General features: G+C 70.4%; 16 protein-coding genes. All 16 read left to right on the top strand.

Going from position 1 to position 19,359, the window contains the following annotated elements; translation table 11 throughout:
- Positions 1–23: 23 nt before the first annotated feature.
- The 16 genes from lysA (at position 24) to atpB (ending at position 19,338) form a co-directional block, all read left to right on the top strand.
- Positions 24–1,415, top strand: coding sequence for a diaminopimelate decarboxylase (gene lysA, locus AB0M26_RS05825; RefSeq protein ID WP_365255058.1), 1,392 nt, complete (start codon positions 24–26; stop codon positions 1,413–1,415).
- A 197-nt stretch (positions 1,416–1,612) separates the two neighbouring features.
- Positions 1,613–2,905: a homoserine dehydrogenase gene (locus AB0M26_RS05820; protein WP_365255055.1), complete on the top strand. Its 1,293-nt coding sequence runs from the start codon at positions 1,613–1,615 to the stop codon at positions 2,903–2,905.
- A 14-nt stretch (positions 2,906–2,919) separates the two neighbouring features.
- Positions 2,920–4,005: a threonine synthase gene (gene thrC, locus AB0M26_RS05815; RefSeq protein ID WP_365255052.1), complete on the top strand. Its 1,086-nt coding sequence runs from the start codon at positions 2,920–2,922 to the stop codon at positions 4,003–4,005.
- A gap of 305 nt (positions 4,006–4,310) precedes the next feature.
- Positions 4,311–5,225 carry a homoserine kinase gene (gene thrB, locus AB0M26_RS05810; RefSeq protein WP_365255049.1) on the top strand — a complete coding sequence of 305 codons (915 nt, stop codon included), beginning with the start codon at positions 4,311–4,313 and terminating at the stop codon, positions 5,223–5,225.
- A 338-nt stretch (positions 5,226–5,563) separates the two neighbouring features.
- Positions 5,564–7,573 carry a transcription termination factor Rho gene (gene rho / locus AB0M26_RS05805; RefSeq protein WP_365255046.1) on the top strand — a complete coding sequence of 670 codons (2,010 nt, stop codon included), beginning with the start codon at positions 5,564–5,566 and terminating at the stop codon, positions 7,571–7,573.
- A 757-nt stretch (positions 7,574–8,330) separates the two neighbouring features.
- The gene (locus AB0M26_RS05800; protein ID WP_365255043.1) at positions 8,331–9,452 is read left to right on the top strand and encodes an LCP family protein; all 1,122 of its coding nucleotides are present in this window, start codon (positions 8,331–8,333) and stop codon (positions 9,450–9,452) included.
- A gap of 205 nt (positions 9,453–9,657) precedes the next feature.
- Complete coding sequence (gene rpmE / locus AB0M26_RS05795; protein WP_365255040.1) at positions 9,658–9,882, top strand: 50S ribosomal protein L31; 225 nt, start codon at positions 9,658–9,660, stop codon at positions 9,880–9,882.
- 94 nt (positions 9,883–9,976) lie between these two features.
- Positions 9,977–11,053 carry a peptide chain release factor 1 gene (gene prfA, locus AB0M26_RS05790; protein ID WP_365255038.1) on the top strand — a complete coding sequence of 359 codons (1,077 nt, stop codon included), beginning with the start codon at positions 9,977–9,979 and terminating at the stop codon, positions 11,051–11,053.
- A 34-nt stretch (positions 11,054–11,087) separates the two neighbouring features.
- Positions 11,088–11,933 carry a peptide chain release factor N(5)-glutamine methyltransferase gene (gene prmC, locus AB0M26_RS05785; protein WP_365255035.1) on the top strand — a complete coding sequence of 282 codons (846 nt, stop codon included), beginning with the start codon at positions 11,088–11,090 and terminating at the stop codon, positions 11,931–11,933.
- Positions 11,934–11,989: 56 nt separating this feature from the next.
- Positions 11,990–12,637, top strand: a complete 648-nt coding sequence (locus AB0M26_RS05780; RefSeq protein WP_365255032.1) for an L-threonylcarbamoyladenylate synthase — start codon at positions 11,990–11,992, stop codon at positions 12,635–12,637.
- On the top strand, positions 12,634–13,353 hold the full coding sequence (locus AB0M26_RS05775) for a protein-tyrosine-phosphatase (protein ID WP_365255029.1): 720 nt from the start codon (positions 12,634–12,636) through the stop codon (positions 13,351–13,353). Before AB0M26_RS05780 ends, AB0M26_RS05775 begins: the two co-directional genes overlap by 4 nt.
- A 252-nt stretch (positions 13,354–13,605) precedes the next feature.
- Positions 13,606–14,826: a serine hydroxymethyltransferase gene (gene glyA / locus AB0M26_RS05770; protein WP_365255267.1), complete on the top strand. Its 1,221-nt coding sequence runs from the start codon at positions 13,606–13,608 to the stop codon at positions 14,824–14,826.
- Positions 14,827–15,102: 276 nt separating this feature from the next.
- Positions 15,103–15,948 carry a metallophosphoesterase gene (locus AB0M26_RS05765; protein ID WP_365255026.1) on the top strand — a complete coding sequence of 282 codons (846 nt, stop codon included), beginning with the start codon at positions 15,103–15,105 and terminating at the stop codon, positions 15,946–15,948.
- 253 nt (positions 15,949–16,201) lie between these two features.
- Positions 16,202–17,542 (top strand): MraY family glycosyltransferase, encoded by a 1,341-nt coding sequence (locus AB0M26_RS05760; protein ID WP_365255023.1) that lies wholly within the window; start codon positions 16,202–16,204, stop codon positions 17,540–17,542.
- A gap of 275 nt (positions 17,543–17,817) precedes the next feature.
- Positions 17,818–18,255 carry a hypothetical protein gene (locus tag AB0M26_RS05755; protein WP_365255020.1) on the top strand — a complete coding sequence of 146 codons (438 nt, stop codon included), beginning with the start codon at positions 17,818–17,820 and terminating at the stop codon, positions 18,253–18,255.
- Between the two features lie 312 nt (positions 18,256–18,567).
- Positions 18,568–19,338, top strand: coding sequence for a F0F1 ATP synthase subunit A (gene atpB / locus AB0M26_RS05750; RefSeq protein WP_365255264.1), 771 nt, complete (start codon positions 18,568–18,570; stop codon positions 19,336–19,338).
- Positions 19,339–19,359 lie beyond the last annotated feature (21 nt).

Here is a 19,359-nt window from a genome sequence, read left to right as displayed (position 1 = left end):
AGGACCGAGGAAAGATTGGACCCATGAGCCGCTCCGCCCACCCCGCCGGCCCCCGCTACGCCGACGTTCTCCCCGAGGGCCACTACACCGCACCGCCCGCCGACCTCAACGAGCTGGACCCGCGCGTGTGGTCCCGTACGGTCGCGCGCGACGCCGAGGGTGTCGTCACCGTCGGCGGCCGCGACGTCAAGCAGCTCGCCGAGGAGTTCGGCACCCCGGCCTACATCCTCGACGAGGAGGACTTCCGCGCCCGCTGCCGCGCCTGGCGCCAGGCGTTCGGGGACGGTGCCGACGTCTTCTACGCGGGCAAGGCGTTCCTCTCCCGCGCCGTCGTCCGCTGGTTGTACGAGGAGGGCCTGAACCTCGACGTCTGCTCCGGCGGCGAGCTCGCCACCGCGCTCGCCGCGGGCATGCCCGCCGAGCGCATCGCCCTGCACGGCAACAACAAGAGCACCGAGGAGATCCGCCGGGCCGTCGAGGAGGGCGTCGGCCGGATCGTCCTCGACTCGTTCCAGGAGATCGTCCGCGTCGCGCACATCGCCGAGCAGCTCGGCAAGCGCCAGCGCGTGCAGATCCGGGTCACGGTCGGCGTCGAGGCGCACACCCACGAGTTCATCGCGACCGCGCACGAGGATCAGAAGTTCGGCGTCCCGCTCGCGCACGGACAGGCGGCCGAGGCCGTACGACGTGTGTTCGGCCTGGAGCACCTCGAACTCGTCGGAATCCACTCGCACATCGGCTCGCAGATCTTCGACACCTCCGGCTTCGAGGTGGCGGCCCACCGCGTCGTGGGGCTGCTGCGGAAGGTGCGCGACGAGCACGGGGTCGAGCTGCCCGAGATCGACCTCGGCGGCGGTCTCGGCATCGCGTACACCTCGGAGGACGACCCCCGGGAGCCGCACGAGATCGCCAAGGCCCTCGGGGAGATCGTCACCCGCGAGTGCGAGTCCGCCGGCCTGGCCGTGCCCCGAATCTCGGTCGAGCCGGGCCGCGCGATCGTCGGCCCCACCGCCTTCACGCTCTACGAGGTCGGCACGGTCAAGCCGCTGCCGGGCCTGCGGACATACGTGAGCGTGGACGGCGGCATGTCCGACAACATCCGTACCGCCCTCTACGACGCCGAGTACAGCGTCGCCCTCGTCTCCCGCCGCTCCGGCGCCGAGCCGATGCGCGCCCGTGTCGTCGGCAAGCACTGCGAGTCCGGCGACATCGTCGTACGCGACGCCTTCCTGCCCGCCGATCTGGCGACCGGTGACCTGATCGCCGTTCCCGCCACCGGTGCCTACTGCCGTTCCATGGCGAGCAATTACAACCACGCGCTGCGTCCGCCGGTGGTCGCGGTCAACGACGGCGGGGCGCGGGTGATCGTGCGGCGCGAGACCGAGGAGGACCTGCTGCGCCTGGACGTCGGGTGAGCGCCGGGTGGGCCTGGGCGGAAGGGGGCCCGGGCGGCGGCCGGTGCAGAGGGGATGCGGTGGTTGGGCACGGGAGGACACCGCGGCGGCCGGAACCGTATTCCGGGATGTGAGTCTCGGATTCTGGAACGGGGATAGAAAGTCCGGTCCGGTGAGTGAGACTGGTTCAGCACCTATTGGCAGGGAAGTGAGGTCGGATGATGCGTACGCGTCCGCTGAAGGTGGCGCTGCTGGGCTGTGGAGTGGTCGGCTCAGAGGTGGCGCGCCTCATGACGACGCACGCGGACGACCTCGCGGCACGCGTCGGCGCCCCGGTCGAGCTGGCCGGGATCGCCGTACGCCGCCCCGGCCGGGAGCGCGAGGGCGTGCCCTCCGAACTGGTCACCACCGACGCCACCGCGCTGGTCAAGCGGGGCGACATCGACGTGGTGATCGAGGTCATCGGCGGCCTGGAGCCGGCCCGCAACCTCATCACCACGGCCTTCGCGTACGGTGCCAGCGTCGTCACGGCCAACAAGGCCCTGCTCGCCGAGGACGGCGCGGCCCTGCACGCCGCGGCCGAACAGCACGGCGCCGACCTCTACTACGAGGCGGCCGTGGCCGGCGCCATCCCGCTGGTGCGTCCGCTGCGCGAATCGCTCGCGGGCGACAAGGTCAATCGTGTGCTGGGCATCGTCAACGGCACCACCAACTACGTCCTCGACAAGATGGACACCACCGGCGCCGGCTACAGCGAGGCGATCGACGAGGCCACCGCCCTCGGATACGCGGAAGCCGACCCGACCGCCGACGTCGAGGGCTTCGACGCCGCGGCCAAAGCCGCGATCCTCGCCGGGATCGCCTTCCACACTCGCGTGACCATCGAGGACGTGCACCGCGAGGGCATCACCGAGGTCACCACGGCCGACATCGTCTCCGCGAAACGCATGGGCTGCACGGTCAAGCTGCTGGCGATCTGCGAGCGCGCCGCCGACGGGCGGTCGGTCACCGCGCGCGTGCACCCGGCGATGATCCCGCTGACCCACCCGCTCGCCTCCGTGCGCGAGGCGTACAACGCGGTGTTCGTCGAGGCGGACGCCGCCGGCCGGCTGATGTTCTACGGGCCGGGTGCGGGGGGCCCGCCGACCGCGTCCGCCGTCCTTGGCGATCTCGTCGCCGTCTGCCGCAACAAGGTGGGGGAGACGACGGGCCCGGGCGAATCGGCGTACACGCAACTGCCGGTCGGCCACATGGGCGAGGTCGTCACGCGCTACCACATCAGCCTCGACGTGGCCGACAAGCCGGGCGTTCTGGCCCAGGTCTCCACGGTCTTCGCCGAGCACCACGTGTCCATCGACACCGTCCGCCAGCAGGGCAAGGACGGGGAGGCCTCGCTCGTGGTCGTCACCCACCGGGCGCCGGACGCCGCTCTCTCGGCGGTCGTCGAGGCGCTGCGGCAACTCGACACCGTACGCGACGTCGCCAGCATCATGCGGGTCGAAGGGGAATAGGGAGTCAAGGAACCATGCCTGCAATCGTCGACCGGCCCACCGGCACCCACCAGTGGCGCGGCATCATCGAGGAGTATCGTGACCGCCTCCCGGTGACCCCGAAGACGCCGGTCGTCACGCTCCGCGAGGGCGGTACGCCGCTGGTGCCCGCTCAGGTGCTCTCCGAGCGCACCGGTTGCGACGTCCACCTCAAGGTCGAGGGCGCCAACCCCACCGGGTCCTTCAAGGACCGCGGCATGACGATGGCCATCACGCACGCCAAGGAAGAGGGCGCGCAGGCCGTCATCTGCGCCTCCACGGGCAACACCTCCGCCTCGGCCGCCGCGTACGCCGTACGGGCCGGGATGGTGTGCGCCGTGCTCGTGCCGCAGGGGAAGATCGCGCTGGGCAAGATGGGTCAGGCCCTGGTCTACGGCGCCCGCATCCTGCAGGTCGACGGGAACTTCGACGACTGCCTGACGCTGGCCCGCGGGCTGTCCGAGAAGTACCCGGTCGCGCTGGTCAACTCGGTCAATCCGTATCGCATCGAGGGGCAGAAGACCGCGTCGTTCGAGATCGTCGACGCGCTGGGCGACGCGCCGGACATCCATGTGCTGCCCGTCGGCAACGCGGGCAACATCACCGCGTACTGGCGTGGCTACCGTGAGTATGCGGAGAGCGGCGACGCCTCGCAGCGCCCGCAGATGTGGGGCTACCAGGCCTCGGGCGCGGCTCCGATCGTACGCGGCGCCCCGGTGAAGGAGCCGGCGACCATCGCGACCGCGATCCGGATCGGCAACCCGGCGTCCTGGGCGCAGGCGGAGCAGGCGCGGGACGAGTCGGGCGGGTTCATCGACGAGGTGACGGATCGTCAAATCCTGTCGGCGTACCGCCTGCTGGCCTCGCAGGAGGGCGTGTTCGTCGAGCCGGCCTCGGCGGCGAGCGTCGCCGGGCTGCTGAAGGCCGCCGAACAGGGCAAGGTCGAGCCGGGCCGGCGTATCGTCTGCACGGTCACCGGCAACGGTCTGAAGGATCCGGACTGGGCGGTGGCGGGGGCGCCGCAGCCCGTCACGGTGCCGGTGGACGCGGACGCCGCGGCCGAACGGCTGGGCCTGGCATGACCGTCGGTGGGCGAGCCGGAAACCGCCGGTGAGAGCGCAAGCATGACCGTCGGTGGGCGAGCCGGAAACCGCCGGTGAGAGCGGAAACGCACCGGGGAAGCACGGCAGGAGACGCGACACGCTTCGTGCGCCTCCCGTGCGCCCTATGTCGGAGAGGAACCTTCCTTCGATAGGCTGGCAGTCGAACCCCGCCCCGCTGCAGCCTTCCGCCCTGGATGCGCGGCGCTGCCGCCGGGCCAGGGGATGCGTCCCGGGGACGCCCAGGGGCAGTTCTGAAGATCCACACCAAGGAGAGTCATCGAGCGATGGCCGGTCCCGCCTTCCGCGCCGCCGCCGTACGGGTGCGCACCCCCGCCACCAGCGCCAATCTCGGCCCGGGCTTCGACTCCTTCGGCCTCGGCCTGGGGCTGTACGACGACGTGGTCGTCCGCGTGGCGGACTCCGGCCTGCACATCGACATCGCGGGTGAGGGGGCGGACACCCTCCCCCGGGACGAGCGCCATCTGCTCGTACGGTCCCTGCGGACGGCGTTCGATCTGCTCGGCGGGCAGCCGCGCGGTCTGGAGGTGGTCTGTGCCAACCGCATTCCGCACGGCCGTGGTCTGGGCTCCTCATCCGCCGCCATCTGCGCGGGGATTACCGCCGCCCGCGCGGTGACGATAGGCGGTGCCGAGAAGCTCGACGACACGGCGCTCCTCGAACTGGCCACCGAGATCGAGGGGCACCCGGACAACGTCGCCGCTTGCCTCATGGGCGGATTCACGGTGGCGTGGACGGAGGCGGGGGCGGCACGGGCCATCAGGATGGAGCCTGCGGAATCCATCGTTCCGGTGGTTTTCGTGCCCGCGAAACCGGTCCTCACCGAGACCGCGCGCGGCCTCCTGCCGCGTACGGTCCCCCATGTGGACGCGGCGGCGAACGCGGGCCGTGCGGCCCTGCTCCTCGAGGCACTGACCAGGCAGCCCGAGCTGCTGTTCGCCGCGACCGAGGACCGTATCCACCAGGAGTACCGGGCTCCGGCGATGCCCGAGAGCGCGGCCCTGGTCAGCAGGCTGCGGGCGGACGGTGTGCCCGCGGTCATCTCCGGCGCGGGCCCCACGGTGCTCGCGCTGGCCGAGGACAGTGCGGCCGACAAGGTCGCACAGCTGGCGGGCGAAGGATGGGCGGCCAACCGTCTGACGCTCGACATGGCAGGCGCCAGTGTCCTGCCGCTCGCATGACACACGATTGCCGGTCTTGGAGAGGGGGAATGTTTGTTGGATCCGGTAGTGTTAACCTCATGTCTGCACCCGACACCTCCACGGTGCGGTGCTCCATGTCCCCCTGTCGGGACGACCTTCTTCCGGGAGCCTCCCAAACTGCCTGAGCAGCCTGCCTGAGCAGATTTCGAGCACGCTCCGGAAACCGGCGCGAAGAGCGCCGGAGTCATCAATTGTTCTCTCCGCCGTACTGGCGGACCACCGCCCCGGCCCGGTCCGCACACCAGGACCGCAAGCCGGACAGCACAACCGGTCGCCGAGCCAGACAGGCCGACGCCCGCTCCAGGGAAGGACCCTTCGTGAGCGACACCACCGATCTGATGGGCGTGACTGCCGACAACACGGTCGGCGCTGCCTCCGCGCCCGCCACGGACGCTGCCGCGCCTGCCGCCGGTGCTGCCACTGGTACGACCTCGCGGCGACGCCGCTCCGGCACCGGACTCGAGGGCATGGTGCTGGCCGAGCTCCAGCAGGTCGCCTCAAGCCTCGGCATCAAGGGCACCGCGCGGATGCGCAAGAGCCAGCTCATCGAGGTCATCAAGGAGAAGCAGGCCGGGGGCGGAGCCCCCGCAAAGGGAGCCGACGCTCCCGCTGCCGAGACCGAGACCAAGCCGAAGCGCCGTGCCACCTCCCGGGCCCGTACGGGTGACGCCCAGGCCGAGGCCCCCGCGGACGCCCCCGACGGGAAGGCTGCGTCGCAGCAGCAGATCGAGATCCCCGGCCAGCCGGCGAGCGACGAGCAGCCGGCCGGTGAACGCCGCCGCCGTCGCGCCACAGCGCAGGCCGGCAGCCCGGACACTGCCGAGGCGGGGACCGACACCAAGGTCGAGACCAGGACCGACACCAAGACCGACACCAAGTCCGAGGCCGCCGTGGACACGGCCGAGGGCCGTGGCAAGGGCGGCGGCGACCGTCAGGACCGCGGTCAGGGCGGCCAGGGCCAGGGCGGCGGCCAGGGCCAGAAGGGCGACCGCCGCGAGCGCGGCCGTCGCGGCAAGGGCGGCGACGACGGCCAGGGGGGTGGCGGCGGCAACCGCCAGCAGCGCGACAACCGCGGCCAGGACGACGACGAGTTCGAGGGCGGGCGGCGCGGACGGCGCGGCCGCTACCGCGACCGCAGGGGCCGTCGCGGCCGCGACGAGTTCGGCGGCGAGCCGCAGCTCGCCGAGGACGACGTCCTGATTCCCGTTGCCGGCATTCTGGACATTCTTGACAACTACGCCTTTATTCGGACGTCCGGCTACCTTCCGGGCCCCAACGACGTGTACGTGTCGCTGGCCCAGGTCCGTAAGAATGGCCTGCGCAAGGGCGACCACGTCACCGGCGCGGTCCGCCAGCCCAAGGAGGGCGAGCGCCGCGAGAAGTTCAACGCGCTGGTCCGCCTGGACTCGGTCAACGGCATGGCGCCCGAAACCGGCCGTGGGCGCCCGGAGTTCAACAAGCTGACCCCGCTGTACCCGCAGGAGCGGCTGCGTCTGGAGAACGAGCCGGGCGCGCTGACCACGCGGATCATCGACATGGTCGCGCCGATCGGCAAGGGCCAGCGTGGTCTGATCGTCTCGCCGCCCAAGGCCGGCAAGACCATGATCATGCAGTCGATCGCCAACGCGATCACGCACAACAACCCCGAGTGCCACCTCATGGTCGTCCTCGTCGACGAGCGGCCGGAGGAGGTCACCGACATGCAGCGGTCGGTGAAGGGCGAGGTCATCTCCTCGACCTTCGACCGTCCGGCCGAGGACCACACCACCGTCGCCGAGCTCGCCATCGAGCGGGCCAAGCGCCTGGTGGAGCTCGGCCACGACGTGGTCGTGCTGCTGGACTCCATCACCCGCCTTGGCCGCGCGTACAACCTCGCGGCGCCCGCCTCCGGACGCATCCTCTCCGGTGGTGTCGACTCGACCGCGCTCTACCCGCCGAAGCGCTTCTTCGGTGCGGCGCGGAACATCGAGGACGGTGGTTCGCTGACCATCCTGGCCACCGCGCTCGTCGAGACCGGCTCGCGCATGGACGAGGTGATCTTCGAGGAGTTCAAGGGCACCGGCAACATGGAGCTCAAGCTCGACCGGAAGCTCGCCGACAAGCGCATCTTCCCGGCCGTGGACGTGGACGCCTCCGGCACCCGCAAGGAGGAGATCCTCCTCGGAGGCGAAGAGCTGGGTGTGGTCTGGAAGCTCCGCCGGGTGCTGCACGCGCTCGACTCGCAGCAGGCCATCGAGCTGTTGCTGGACAAGATGAAGCAGACCAAGTCCAACGCCGAGTTCCTGCTGCAGATCCAGAAGACGACGCCGACGCCGAACGGCGACTGATACTCCGGACCCGCGGCACCGCGCCGTAACCGACAGGGCCCCCTCGTCACCGCACCGTAGCCGGTGACGAGGGGGCCCTTCGGCAGTTGCGGGACACCTCAACGAGGGCGCGGAGAGCCGCTTTTCGTGCTGCGAGCGCGTGCGGATGTTCAGGCTTACGCGCTGCTCTGTGATGCCCGTCACGCGCCCATGCCCGTTTCCTGGAGCGCGTATGCCCGAAGGGCTTGCGGGCACCTTCGGCGTGCGCTGGGAACGGCCGGACTGCGCCGTTGGCGGACGACATGAGGCCGGGATCAAGGCGACATGCGTCCGGGATCAAGGCGACATGCGGCCGGGCTCGAGGTGGTGTCCGACGAGGTGGGCTGCCATGCCTCTGCGGTCCCTGGCCGGCATGGCCGGCAAGCGACCGACTACACAGAGCATTCGGTCGAAATCGTGCTGTATCCGGATCGAAGGGCCCGCCACGGTGCCGACGGAGATTCATGCCACACGCATCAAGATCGACAACGGCTGTGACCGAGATTGCAGCTTCGGATGAATCCGCAGGTGAGAGCCGCTTTTCAGGGCTGATGTCGAGCGCGCTCCCCCGGATTCCGGGCACGAGGCGCCCAGCGGATGCCGTGCTCGCCTGAACCCCGCTCCGGGAGCCGTCGTCCTGACAGGTGACGACATTCCGCACTTGGCCGACTACGTACAGAGCTGTGTCGGTCGGGTCGGCGGGGGAACCCGGAGAAGACCAGCGAGGACTGAGGAGCACATGGCGGAAGAGGGCAGCGCAAAGGGATCACGGCCCGGTGGCATACGCGCCACCGGGCGCCGTCGCAAGCCGCCCGGTCGCGGCCGCAGGGCCGTCACCGTCGCGGCCTGGTCCGCCGTGGGCCTGACGCTGGCCGCCGGTGGCGCCCTCGGCTTCGTCTACGTCCAGCTCGACGGCAACCTCAAGGGCATCGACATCAACGCCGCCCTGGGCACCGACCGCCCGCGGAACGTCGACGACGGCTCGATGGACATCCTGGTGATGGGCTCGGACAGCCGTAAGGGCGCCAACGGGAAGTACGGCACGGACGACGGCACCTCCCGCTCCGACACCGCGATGATCCTGCATGTCCACAAGGGCCACAAAAAGGCCAGTGTCGTCAGCATCCCGCGCGACACCATCGTCAGCCGCCCGGAGTGCAAGAAGACCAAGGGCAAGGGCACGGCCCCGGCCGCGAAGCATGCGATGTTCAATGAGTCGTACCAGGTCGGAGGCCCGGCCTGTGCGGTCAAGACCGTCGAGAAGATGTCCGGCATCCGCATGGACCACTACCTCGAGGTCGACTTCTCCGGCTTCAAGAAGATCATCAACGGGCTCGGCGGGGTGCCGGTCACCACGAGCCAGGCCATCAAGGACAAGGAGAGCCACCTCGACCTGCGGCCCGGCACGCACAAGCTGAACGGCGAGCAGGCACTCGGCCTCGTCCGCACCCGCCACGCGGTGGGCGACGGCAGCGACCTCGGCCGGATCAAGCTCCAGCAGGCCTTCATCAAGGCCCTGATCACCCAGGTCAGGGAAGTCGACCTGTTCGGCAGCCCCGGCAAGCTCTACGGACTGGCGGACACCGCGACACGCACCGTCACCACCGACTCCGAGCTCGCCTCCGTCAACAAACTCCTCGACTTCGGCAAGGGCCTCAAGGGCATCGACGCCAAGAACGCGAAGATGGTGACGCTGCCCGTCGCGTACGACAAGGAAGACCCGAACCGCGTCATACCGATGACCGGGCAGGCCGATGCGGTGTGGGCGGCGCTGCGCGCGGACAAACCGATACCGGCGTCCGCGACCAAGGGAACGGTCAGCGACATGGCGGACACCGAGGGTGTCGTCAAGGGATCGTGACGCGGCTCTCCGGGGCGCGAGGGGCGGCCCCGGCCGGCTCCGTACGGGCCCCGGGCGGGTTTCATGGGTGCCCCGGGAATACCGGGGCACGTACCCCGGTTTTGGCGGACACGACCGGTCCTGGCAGACTGGTACGTCGGCCCCGGTTCACGCACGGGCAGCCCGCCCGCTGCGACCCGGAGCCCTCCCGAACCTAGGAGAACCCTTGAAGCGCGACATCCACCCCGAGTACGTCGAGACCCAGGTGAGCTGCACCTGCGGAGCCTCGTTCACCACGCGCAGCACCGTCACCGGCGGCTCCATCCGCGCCGACATCTGCTCCGCGTGCCACCCGTTCTACACGGGCAAGCAGAAGATCCTCGACACCGGTGGCCGTGTGGCCCGCTTCGAGGCTCGCTTCGGCAAGAACGTCGGGTCCGCGAAGAAGTAGCGACCCCATAGCGCCGGTCCTCGGCCGCCCTGCCCGGGCGGCCGGACCGGCGCTTTTGCGATGGCCGGACCCTTCTTTACGCAAAGGAAAAACGATGTTCGAGGCGGTCGAGGAACTGATCGGTGAGCACGCCGACCTCGAGAAGCGGCTCGCCGATCCGGCGGTCCACGCGGACCAGGGCACTGCCCGGAAGCTCCACAAGCGGTACGCGGAACTCACCCCGATCATCTCCGCCTACCGCGACTGGAAGCAGGCCGGGGACGACATCGAGACCGCCCGTGAACTCGGCGCCGACGACCCGGACTTCGCGGCCGAGGTCAAGGAGCTGGAGAAACACCGCGAGGAACTCACGGAGAAGCTGCGGTTGCTGCTCGTCCCGCGCGACCCCAGCGACGACAAGGACGTCATCCTCGAGATCAAGGCCGGCGAAGGAGGCGACGAGTCCGCCCTGTTCGCCGGCGACCTGCTGCGCATGTATCTCCGCTACGCCGAGCGCAGCAACTGGAAGACCGAGATCATCGAGACCAACGAGTCCGACCTCGGCGGGTACAAGGACGTCCAGGTCGCGGTGAAGACCAAGGGCGGCGCCCCCGCCGAGCCGGGCCAGGGCGTCTGGGCCCGGCTGAAGTACGAGGGCGGGGTGCACCGCGTGCAGCGCGTGCCCGCCACCGAGTCCCAGGGCCGTATCCACACCTCGGCGGCCGGGGTCCTCGTCCTGCCGGAGGCCGAGGACGTCGACGTCGAGATCAACGCGAACGACCTGCGGATCGACGTCTACCGCTCCTCCGGCCCCGGCGGGCAGTCGGTCAACACCACCGACTCCGCCGTCCGCATCACCCACCTCCCCACCGGCATCGTCGTCTCCTGCCAGAACGAGAAGAGCCAGCTCCAGAACAAGGAGCAGGCACTGCGCATCCTGCGCGCCCGGCTGCTCGCCGCGGCCCAGGAGGAGGCCGAGAAGGAGGCGTCGGACGCCCGGCGCAGTCAGGTCCGCACCGTCGACCGCTCCGAGCGCATCCGGACGTACAACTTCCCGGAGAACCGCATCTCCGACCACCGGGTCGGCTTCAAGGCGTACAACTTGGACCAAGTGCTCGACGGCGAGCTGGATCCGGTGATCCAGGCGTGCGTCGACGCCGACTCCGCCGCGAAGCTGGCGGCCGCGCAGTAACGGGCTCCGTGACGAACCCCGCTGGAGGATTGACGTGAACGTGCTGCTCGCCGAGGTGGCCCAGGCCACCCAGCGGTTGGCCGACGCCGGCGTTCCCTCGCCGCGCTTCGACGCGGAGGAGCTCGCCGCGTTCGTCCACGGCGTCAAGCGGGGCGAGCTGCATGCGGTCGCGGACGCCGACTTCGACGCCCGCTACTGGGAGGCCGTTGCCCGGCGCGAGGCCCGCGAGCCCCTCCAGCACATCACCGGCCGCGCATTCTTCCGCTACCTCGAACTCCAGGTGGGCCCCGGCGTCTTCGTGCCGCGCCCCGAGACCGAGTCCGTGGTCGGCTGGGCCATAGACGCCGTTCGGGCCATGGACGTCGTCGAGCCCCTGATCGTCGACCTGTGCACCGGCTCCGGCGCCATCGCGCTGGCGCTGGCCCAGGAAGTGCCCCGCTCGCGTGTTCACGCTGTCGAACTCGACGAGGGCGCCCTGCAGTGGGCCCGCAAGAATGTCGAGGGCTCCCGCGTCCAGCTCCGGCACGGCGACGCGCTCACGGCCTTCCCCGAACTGGACGGCCAGGTCGACCTGGTGATCTCCAACCCGCCGTACATCCCGCTCACCGAGTGGGAGTACGTCGCCCCCGAGGCCCGTGACCACGACCCCCAGCTCGCCCTCTTCTCGGGAGAGGACGGGCTGGACACCATCCGCGGCATCGAGCGCACCGCTCACCGGCTGCTGCGCCCGGGGGGTGTCGTCGTCATCGAGCACGCCGACACCCAGGGCGGCCAAGTGCCGTGGATCTTCACCGAGGAACGGGGCTGGGCCGATGCCGCGGACCATCCCGACCTGAACAACCGACCGCGGTTCGCCACGGCCCGCCGGGCCACACCATGACAGCGCCCGCCGGACCGCCCCCACGCCCCAAGTCCCGGAACAGAGAGGCCCGTTAGATGGCACGGCGCTACGACTGCACCGACGCGACCGACCGCATCGCCGGTCTGCGCGAAGCCGCCTCCGCCGTCCGCCGCGGCGAGCTGGTCGTGCTGCCCACCGACACCGTCTACGGGATCGGGGCGGACGCCTTCAGCTCCGAGGCCGTCGGCGATCTGCTGGAGGCGAAGGGCCGCGGCCGCAACATGCCCTCGCCCGTCCTCGTCGGCTCCCCGAACACCCTCCACGGACTGGTCACCGACTTCTCCGAGCAGGCCTGGGAACTCGTCGACGCCTTCTGGCCCGGCGCCCTGACCCTCGTCGCGCGCCACCAGCCGTCGCTGCAGTGGGACCTGGGCGAGACGCGCGGGACGGTCGCGGTGCGGATGCCGCTGCACCCGGTCGCCATCGAGCTGCTGAACGAGGTCGGCCCGATGGCGGTCTCCAGCGCCAACCTCACGGGACACCCCTCACCCCAGGACTGCGACGCCGCCCAGGAGATGCTCGGCGACTCCGTCTCCGTCTACCTCGACGGCGGCCCGACCCCGGCCGCCGTACCGTCCTCCATCGTGGACGTGACGGGCAAGGCGCCGGTGCTGCTTCGCGCGGGCGCGCTCAGCGCCGAGCAGCTCCGGGAGGTCGTACCCGACCTCGAGGTGGCCAATTGACGGCCCCTGAGGGGCGTGGCATAGCGGTCTCCGGCACGGACGACACCTTCCGCATCCTCCACGTCAGCACCGGCAACGTGTGCCGCTCGCCGATCACCGAGCGGCTGACGCGGCATGCCCTGGCGCACCGGCTCGGGAGCCGCCCCCGCGCCGCCGGGGTGCCGCCGGCGCAGCGCGGGGGAGAGGGCGCGGTGACCGGTGGGCTCATCGTGGAGAGCGCGGGCACCTGGGGACACGAGGGCGCCCCGATGGAGGCCCACGCCGCCACCGTACTGACCGACTTCGGCGCCGATCCGTCCGGGTTCACCGGCCGCGAGCTGCTCGACGAACACGTCATCCGCGCCGATCTCGTCCTCACCGCGACACGCGACCACCGGGCGCAGGTGATCTCCATGGGGCACTCGGCGGGGCTGCGCACCTTCACCCTCAAGGAGTTCACCCGGCTCGTACGGGCGATAGACCTCGCGACGCTGCCCGACCCCGCGCCCTCCGGCTCCGTCGTGGGCCGGGCCCGCGCCCTGGTCCAGGCGGCGGCCGCCCTGCGCGGCTGGCTGCTCGCGCCGAGCCCGGACGCCGACGAGGTGTACGACCCGTACGGCGCTCCGATCACCTTCTTCCGCAGCATCGGCGACGAGATCCACCAGGCGCTCGACCCGGTCGTCACGGCGCTGACCGGCGTGCCGGCGACCACCTGCCCCCCGGCCGGGAACGGATAGCCGCACACACCGCGCGGCCCCGGCCTCCCGGCCCTACATTGGGTCTCGACGCCCGGTGCACTCCTCCCTGGCAGTGCACCAACCCGAGGCCCGGAGCACGCCATGCCGGTCACCACATCAGGCAGCCAGGGGGCGCAGCCCGGCGCCCGTGCCGAACACCCCGCCACCGGCGCGCAGACGGAAGCAGCCGGAGCCGACCGCGGAGCGGACGGCGCGTTCGCTGCGGACGCCCGCTGGGGCCCGGACTTCGGGATGCTGCGCCGCCAGGACCCCGAACTCGCCGGTCTGGTGCTCGCCGAACTGGAGCGGCAGTCGGCGGGGCTGCAGCTCATCGCCGCAGAGAACTTCACCTCGCCCGCCGTGCTCGCCGCGCTCGGCTCGCCGCTTGCCAACAAGTACGCCGAGGGCTATCCCGGCCACCGCCACCACGGCGGCTGCGAACTGGTCGACCTCGCCGAGCGGCTCGCCGCCGAGCGGGCCACCACGCTCTTCGGTGCCCAGCACGCCAACGTCCAGCCGCACTCCGGCTCCTCGGCCGTCCTGGCCGCCTACGCGGCGCTGCTCAGGCCCGGTGACACGGTGCTGGCCATGGCTCTGCCGCACGGCGGCCACCTCACCCACGGCTCCCCGGCGAACTTCTCCGGCCGCTGGTTCGACTTCGTCGGCTACGGCGTCCACCCGGAGACAGGACTGATCGACTACGAGCGGGTCCGCCGCCTGGCCCGCAAGCACCACCCCAAGGCCATCGTCTGCGGATCCATCTCCTACCCCCGGCACCCCGACTACGCCGCCTTCCGCTCCATCGCGGACGACGTGGGCGCCTATCTGATCGCCGACGCGGCCCATCCGATGGGGCTTGTCGCCGGAGGTGTGGCACCGAACCCCGTGCCGTACGCCGACGTGGTGTGCGCGACCACGCACAAGGTGCTGCGCGGACCCCGCGGCGGGCTCATCCTTTGCGGCGCGGACCTGGCCGAACGGATCGACCGGGCCGTCTTCCCCTTCACCCAGGGCGGCGCCCAGATGCACACGATCGCCGCCAAGGCCGTCGCCTTCGGGGAGGCGGCGACCCCGGCCTTCGCCACGTACGCACGGCAGGTCGTCGCCAACGCAACGGCGCTCGCCGAAGCCGTCGCCGCCGAGGGCCTCGCCGTCACCACCGGCGGCACCGACACCCATCTGATCACCGCCGATGTGGCCCCACTGGGCCTCGACGGGCGCACCGCGCGGGGCCGCTGCGCCGCCGCCCGTATGGTCCTGGACTCCTGCTGCCTGCCCCAGGGAGCCCCGCCGCCCGCTCCGGCGACGGGCATCCGCCTCGGGACGGCGGCAGTCACCACGCAGGGGATGGGGGAGGAAGAGATGCGGCGGATCGCGAACCTTCTGGGGGCGGCGCTGCGGGACGACCCGGGGACGGGCGCGCAGGCCGCGGAACTCGCCGAGGCGTTCCCGCCGTACCCGGCGGAGGAGTGAGGTCCGTGACGCCGGTGGCGTTCGGGATGTGAGTGAACTCACGGGGTGGACGGCGTGCCACCGCCGCATCCCGCGGAATTCCGGGGGCCGCTGCGAGAGGGTGGGAGAGGCCGTACCGGTTCGACCGGGACGCCGGATCGTGCCCTACGTCGGTGAGCGCTCGGAGTCCTCGTTGCCAGCACCAGCGGTTTGCTGCAAGTCCCGCCCCCACGGGGCGCGTTCGGCCCCGTCCAGGGGCGCCGGCCCCGCCTGCGCGTCCGCCGGGAGGCGGTGACCATGGGCCCTGGGCGGCTGCTCGCCATCAGCGACCTGCACATCGCGTATCCGGAGAACCGCGCCCTCGTCGAGGGCCTGCGCCCGGAGTCCCCGGACGACTGGCTCCTCGTGGCCGGCGACGTCGCCGAGAAGGCGGAGGACATCTCGTGGGCCCTGGGGGTCCTGAAGGACCGCTTCGCCACCGTCGTCTGGACGCCGGGCAACCACGAGCTGTGGACCCACCGGGCCGACCCGGTCCAGCTCCGCGGAGAGGCGCGATACCGCCACCTCGTGGACGTATGCCGCGGACTCGGTGTGCTGACGCCCGAGGACCCGTACGCGGTGTGGGAGGGGCCGGGCGGGCCGGCGGTCGTCGCGCCGCTGTTCGTGGGCTACGACTACACCTTCCGGACCGAGACCGCCGCCACCAAGGAGGAGTCGCTCGCCCAGGCGGAGAAGGCGGGCGTGGTGTGCACGGACGAGTTCCTGCTGCACCCCGACCCGTACCCCAGCCGGGACGCCTGGTGCGAGGCACGGGTCGCGGAGACCGAGGCGCGGCTCGGGGACTGCGACCCGGACCTGCCGACCGTCCTGGTCAACCACTACCCGCTGGTGCGCGAGCCGACCCGGGTCCTGCGCTACCCGGAGTTCGCTCAGTGGTGCGGAACGGTGCGCACCGCGGACTGGCACGTCCGCTTCCGTGCCGCGGCGGTCGTCTACGGCCATCTCCACATCCCGCGGACGACCTGGCACGACGGCGTGCGCTTCGAGGAGGTCTCCGTCGGCTACCCGCGCGAGTGGAGTCGGCCACGGCACCCCAGCCCGCGGCTCCACGAGATCCCGGTCGGGGCGGAGGAGCGCTGCTGAGCCGGGTGAAACTGTCCCGAGCCTGTGAACTTGTCCCGGAGCGGCTGCCGTTCGTCATGAAGTCGGTCACGGAAGGGCCGGTACGGACCCGTTCGGGCCCGGCTTACGGGCATTCTGAGAAGCGGAGGATCACGGCCTGACATGCGGTGCGGCCAGGGCTACCCTCTGAGCAGCCATCCAGGGCTTGCCTGCGCGCGTCCCACCCCTGGCCTAGGGTGTGGCCTGGTAGGACCTCGAGACGTCTGGGGAATCGGTGCGTGAATATCTGCTGACGCTGTGCGTCACGGCAGCGGTGACATACCTGCTGACCGGGCCGGTGCGGAAATTCGCCATCGCGATCGGGGCCATGCCGGAGATCCGCGCCCGTGACGTGCACCGCGAGCCGACCCCGCGGCTCGGCGGGATCGCGATGTTCGGCGGCCTGTGCGCGGGACTGCTCGTCGCGGCGCACCTCCCCAACGTCGGCAAGGTCTTCGAGGTTTCCAACGAACCGCGCGCGCTCCTCTCCGGTGCCGCGCTGATCTGGCTGCTCGGCGTGCTCGACGACAAGTGGGGCGTGGACGCCCTGGTGAAGCTGGGCGGCCAGATGATCGCCGCGGGCGTCATGGTCATGCAGGGTCTGACGATCCTGTGGATCCCGGTCCCCGGTGTGGGATCCGTCGCACTCACGTCCATGCAGGGCACGCTGCTCACCGTCGCCCTCGTCGTGATCACCATCAACGCCGTCAACTTCGTGGACGGCCTGGACGGTCTCGCCTCGGGCATGGTCTGCATCGCGGCCGCGGCGTTCTTCCTGTACGCGTACCGCATGTGGTTCGGCTACGGCCTGGAGCCCGCGGCACCGGCCACCGTCTTCGCCGCGATCCTCATGGGCATGTGCCTGGGCTTCCTGCCCCACAACATGCACCCCGCGCGGATCTTCATGGGCGACTCCGGCTCGATGCTGATCGGGCTGGTGCTGGCCGCGGGTGCAATCTCCATCACGGGCCAGGTGGACCCCGACTCGCTCAGCCTCTTCTTCAAGGGATCCGAACGGGCGGCGGTGCACGCGACGGTGCCCGTCTACATCCCGTTGCTGCTGCCTCTCACGGTACTGATGGTGCCGGTGGTGGACCTGGTGCTGGCGATCGTCCGCCGCACTTGGAAGGGCCAGTCCCCGTTCGTCGCAGACCGCGGCCACCTCCACCACCGCCTGCTGGAGATCGGCCACTCCCACAGCCGGGCCGTCCTGATCATGTACTTCTGGTCGGCGCTGATCGCCTTCGGCGCGGTCGGCTACTCGGTGCACTCGGCCAACGGCTGGATCGTCCTGATCGTTGTCGCCCTCAGCGCGGTGGGCCTGCTCCTGCTGCTGATGCCGCGCTTCACCCCGCGCACCCCGAGCTGGGCGGACTCCTTCGTCCCGCCCCGCTACCGCCGCCGACGCAATACGGCGGACACCCCCGGGACCGAACTCCCGGTGCGGGAAGGGGTGTCCGCGCCGCACGCGAGCGACAACGGCAGCGCGAACGGGACGGGCAGTGCCGGGACTCCCACGACGACCCGGGTCCCGGCGGGCGCGACGGCGATCGGCGCCCGCTCGCGCAACTGGTGATCGCCGGACGCCATCTGTCATCGGCATAACACCCCATAGGGGATACCCGCGTTCGCGTCAGCTCATTGGTGCGCGGGGTAGCTCGTATGTGTGACGGGCAGCACATCAACTAGGTAAAGACCTCATCAAATAGTTTGTGATACCGTTCACGAAACCGGGTGGCCAGCACCGAAGCACCGTCGGCGGGACGGTTCCTCGGTGTGAGGTGAGACCTCGATCGGCCCCTACGCTCGTCCATGACGACACTCGCCCCAACCCCGAGCGGAGTTGCCGCCATGCAGTCAAACGACGCCCGAATGCTCCTTCGAACTGCCGTACCCACGGCCGCCGTCGGCGTGATCGCCGTCGTTGCCGGTGCCGTGCTCGGCGGCGGGAAGGGGGCGCTCGGAGCGGCCGTCGGTGTACTGCTGGTGATCGTCTTCATGGGCATGGGGCTGGCCGTTCTGCAGCGGACGGCCAAGTCCCTGCCGCACCTCTTCCAGGCCATGGGGCTGATGCTCTACACGGCCCAACTCCTGCTGATGCTCGTGTTCGTGGCCGTTTTCAAGGACACCACGCTCTTCAACCCCAAGGCGTTCGCCGCCACCCTTGTCGCCTCCACGCTCGTGTGGATCGCCGCACAGGCGCGGGCGCACATGAAGGCCAAGATCCTTTACGTCGAACCGGATCAGGCGGAGACGAGCCGTCCGCGCGCGGCGGAGTCCGCGACGTGACAGGTAGGGCCGGAATAAACATGGGCCTACGCGCCTGCTATCGTCCGATGCCAACTGCGGCATCGCGGGCGCAGGCGGCCGAGTTCCCCAGTTCCACGGGACGGAACCGGCAGCCCATGACGCTGATGCCTGACCGGTCGCTCGGCTCAGCGCCGACCAGCCGCCCCCAAGTTCTCAAGACCAGTCCAGTGCCGAACCGCGGCTGCTCGCCGCGCCGACACAACGAGGTTGCCGTACCCATGCGCCACGCAGAAGGAGCCCGCGGTGAGTGCTGACCAGAACCAGCTCGCCTTCGACTGGAGCTGCCGGATCCTGTCCGACGACGGCTGCGGCTTCCCGGCTCCCGGCCTGCACTCCTTCCTGTTCCAGCCGCTCTTCACCGTCGGCGGCTACGAGTTCGACAAGGTGATGGTGCTCGCACTGCTGGCGTCGGTCATCGTCGTCGGCTTCTTCTGGACGGCATTCGGGAAGGCGAAGGTCGTACCCGGCAAGCTGCAGATGGTGGGCGAGGCCGGCTACGACTTCGTGCGCCGCGGGATCGTCTACGAGACGCTCGGCAAGCGCGAGGGCGAGAAGTACGTCCCGCTCATGGTCTCGCTGTTCTTCTTCATCTGGATCATGAACATCTGGTCCGTGGTACCGCTGGCCCAGTTCCCGGTTTCGTCGATCATCGCCTACCCGATGGTTCTCGCGGCCGTGGTCTACATCCTGTGGATGTCGCTGACCTTCAGGAAGCACGGCTTCATCGGCGGCTGGAAGAACATCACCGGCTACGACAAGTCGCTCGGCCCGGTGCTGCCGCTCGTCATGGTCATCGAGTTCTTCTCGAACGTCGTCGTCCGGCCGTTCACACACGCGGTGCGACTCTTCGCCAACATGTTCGCGGGCCACCTGATGTTGGTGATGTTCACCGTCGCCAGCTGGTACCTGCTGAACAGTTACATGATCCCGGCCGCGGGCGTCTCGTTCGTGATGACCATGGCCATGATCGCCTTCGAGCTCTTCGTCCAGGCCGTGCAGGCATACGTCTTCGTCCTCCTGGCCTGTTCATACGTTCAGGGCGCTCTCGCCGAGCACCACTGAGCAACCGCCCCACAGCCCATA

Source organism: Streptomyces sp. NPDC051776, assembly GCF_040681345.1.
In the GTDB taxonomy this organism is placed as follows: domain Bacteria; phylum Actinomycetota; class Actinomycetes; order Streptomycetales; family Streptomycetaceae; genus Streptomyces.
The sequence above is the reverse complement of the archived record's forward strand: the minus strand, read 5'-3'. Positions and strand labels throughout refer to the sequence as shown.

Bases quoted from the DNA above. Each gene is read 5' to 3' on its own strand.
- thrB (WP_365255049.1), top strand. From the start codon at position 4,311: ATGGCCGGTCCCGCCTTCCGCGCCGCCGCCGTACGGGTGCGCACCCCC.
- prfA (WP_365255038.1), top strand. From the start codon at position 9,977: ATGTTCGAGGCGGTCGAGGAACTGATCGGTGAGCACGCCGACCTCGAG.
- AB0M26_RS05755 (WP_365255020.1), top strand. From the start codon at position 17,818: ATGCAGTCAAACGACGCCCGAATGCTCCTTCGAACTGCCGTACCCACG.
- AB0M26_RS05800 (WP_365255043.1), top strand. From the start codon at position 8,331: ATGGCGGAAGAGGGCAGCGCAAAGGGATCACGGCCCGGTGGCATACGC.
- glyA (WP_365255267.1), top strand. From the start codon at position 13,606: ATGCTGCGCCGCCAGGACCCCGAACTCGCCGGTCTGGTGCTCGCCGAA.
- AB0M26_RS05780 (WP_365255032.1), top strand. From the start codon at position 11,990: ATGGCACGGCGCTACGACTGCACCGACGCGACCGACCGCATCGCCGGT.
- lysA (WP_365255058.1), top strand. From the start codon at position 24: ATGAGCCGCTCCGCCCACCCCGCCGGCCCCCGCTACGCCGACGTTCTC.
- thrC (WP_365255052.1), top strand. From the start codon at position 2,920: ATGCCTGCAATCGTCGACCGGCCCACCGGCACCCACCAGTGGCGCGGC.
- AB0M26_RS05765 (WP_365255026.1), top strand. From the start codon at position 15,103: ATGGGCCCTGGGCGGCTGCTCGCCATCAGCGACCTGCACATCGCGTAT.
- AB0M26_RS05820 (WP_365255055.1), top strand. From the start codon at position 1,613: ATGATGCGTACGCGTCCGCTGAAGGTGGCGCTGCTGGGCTGTGGAGTG.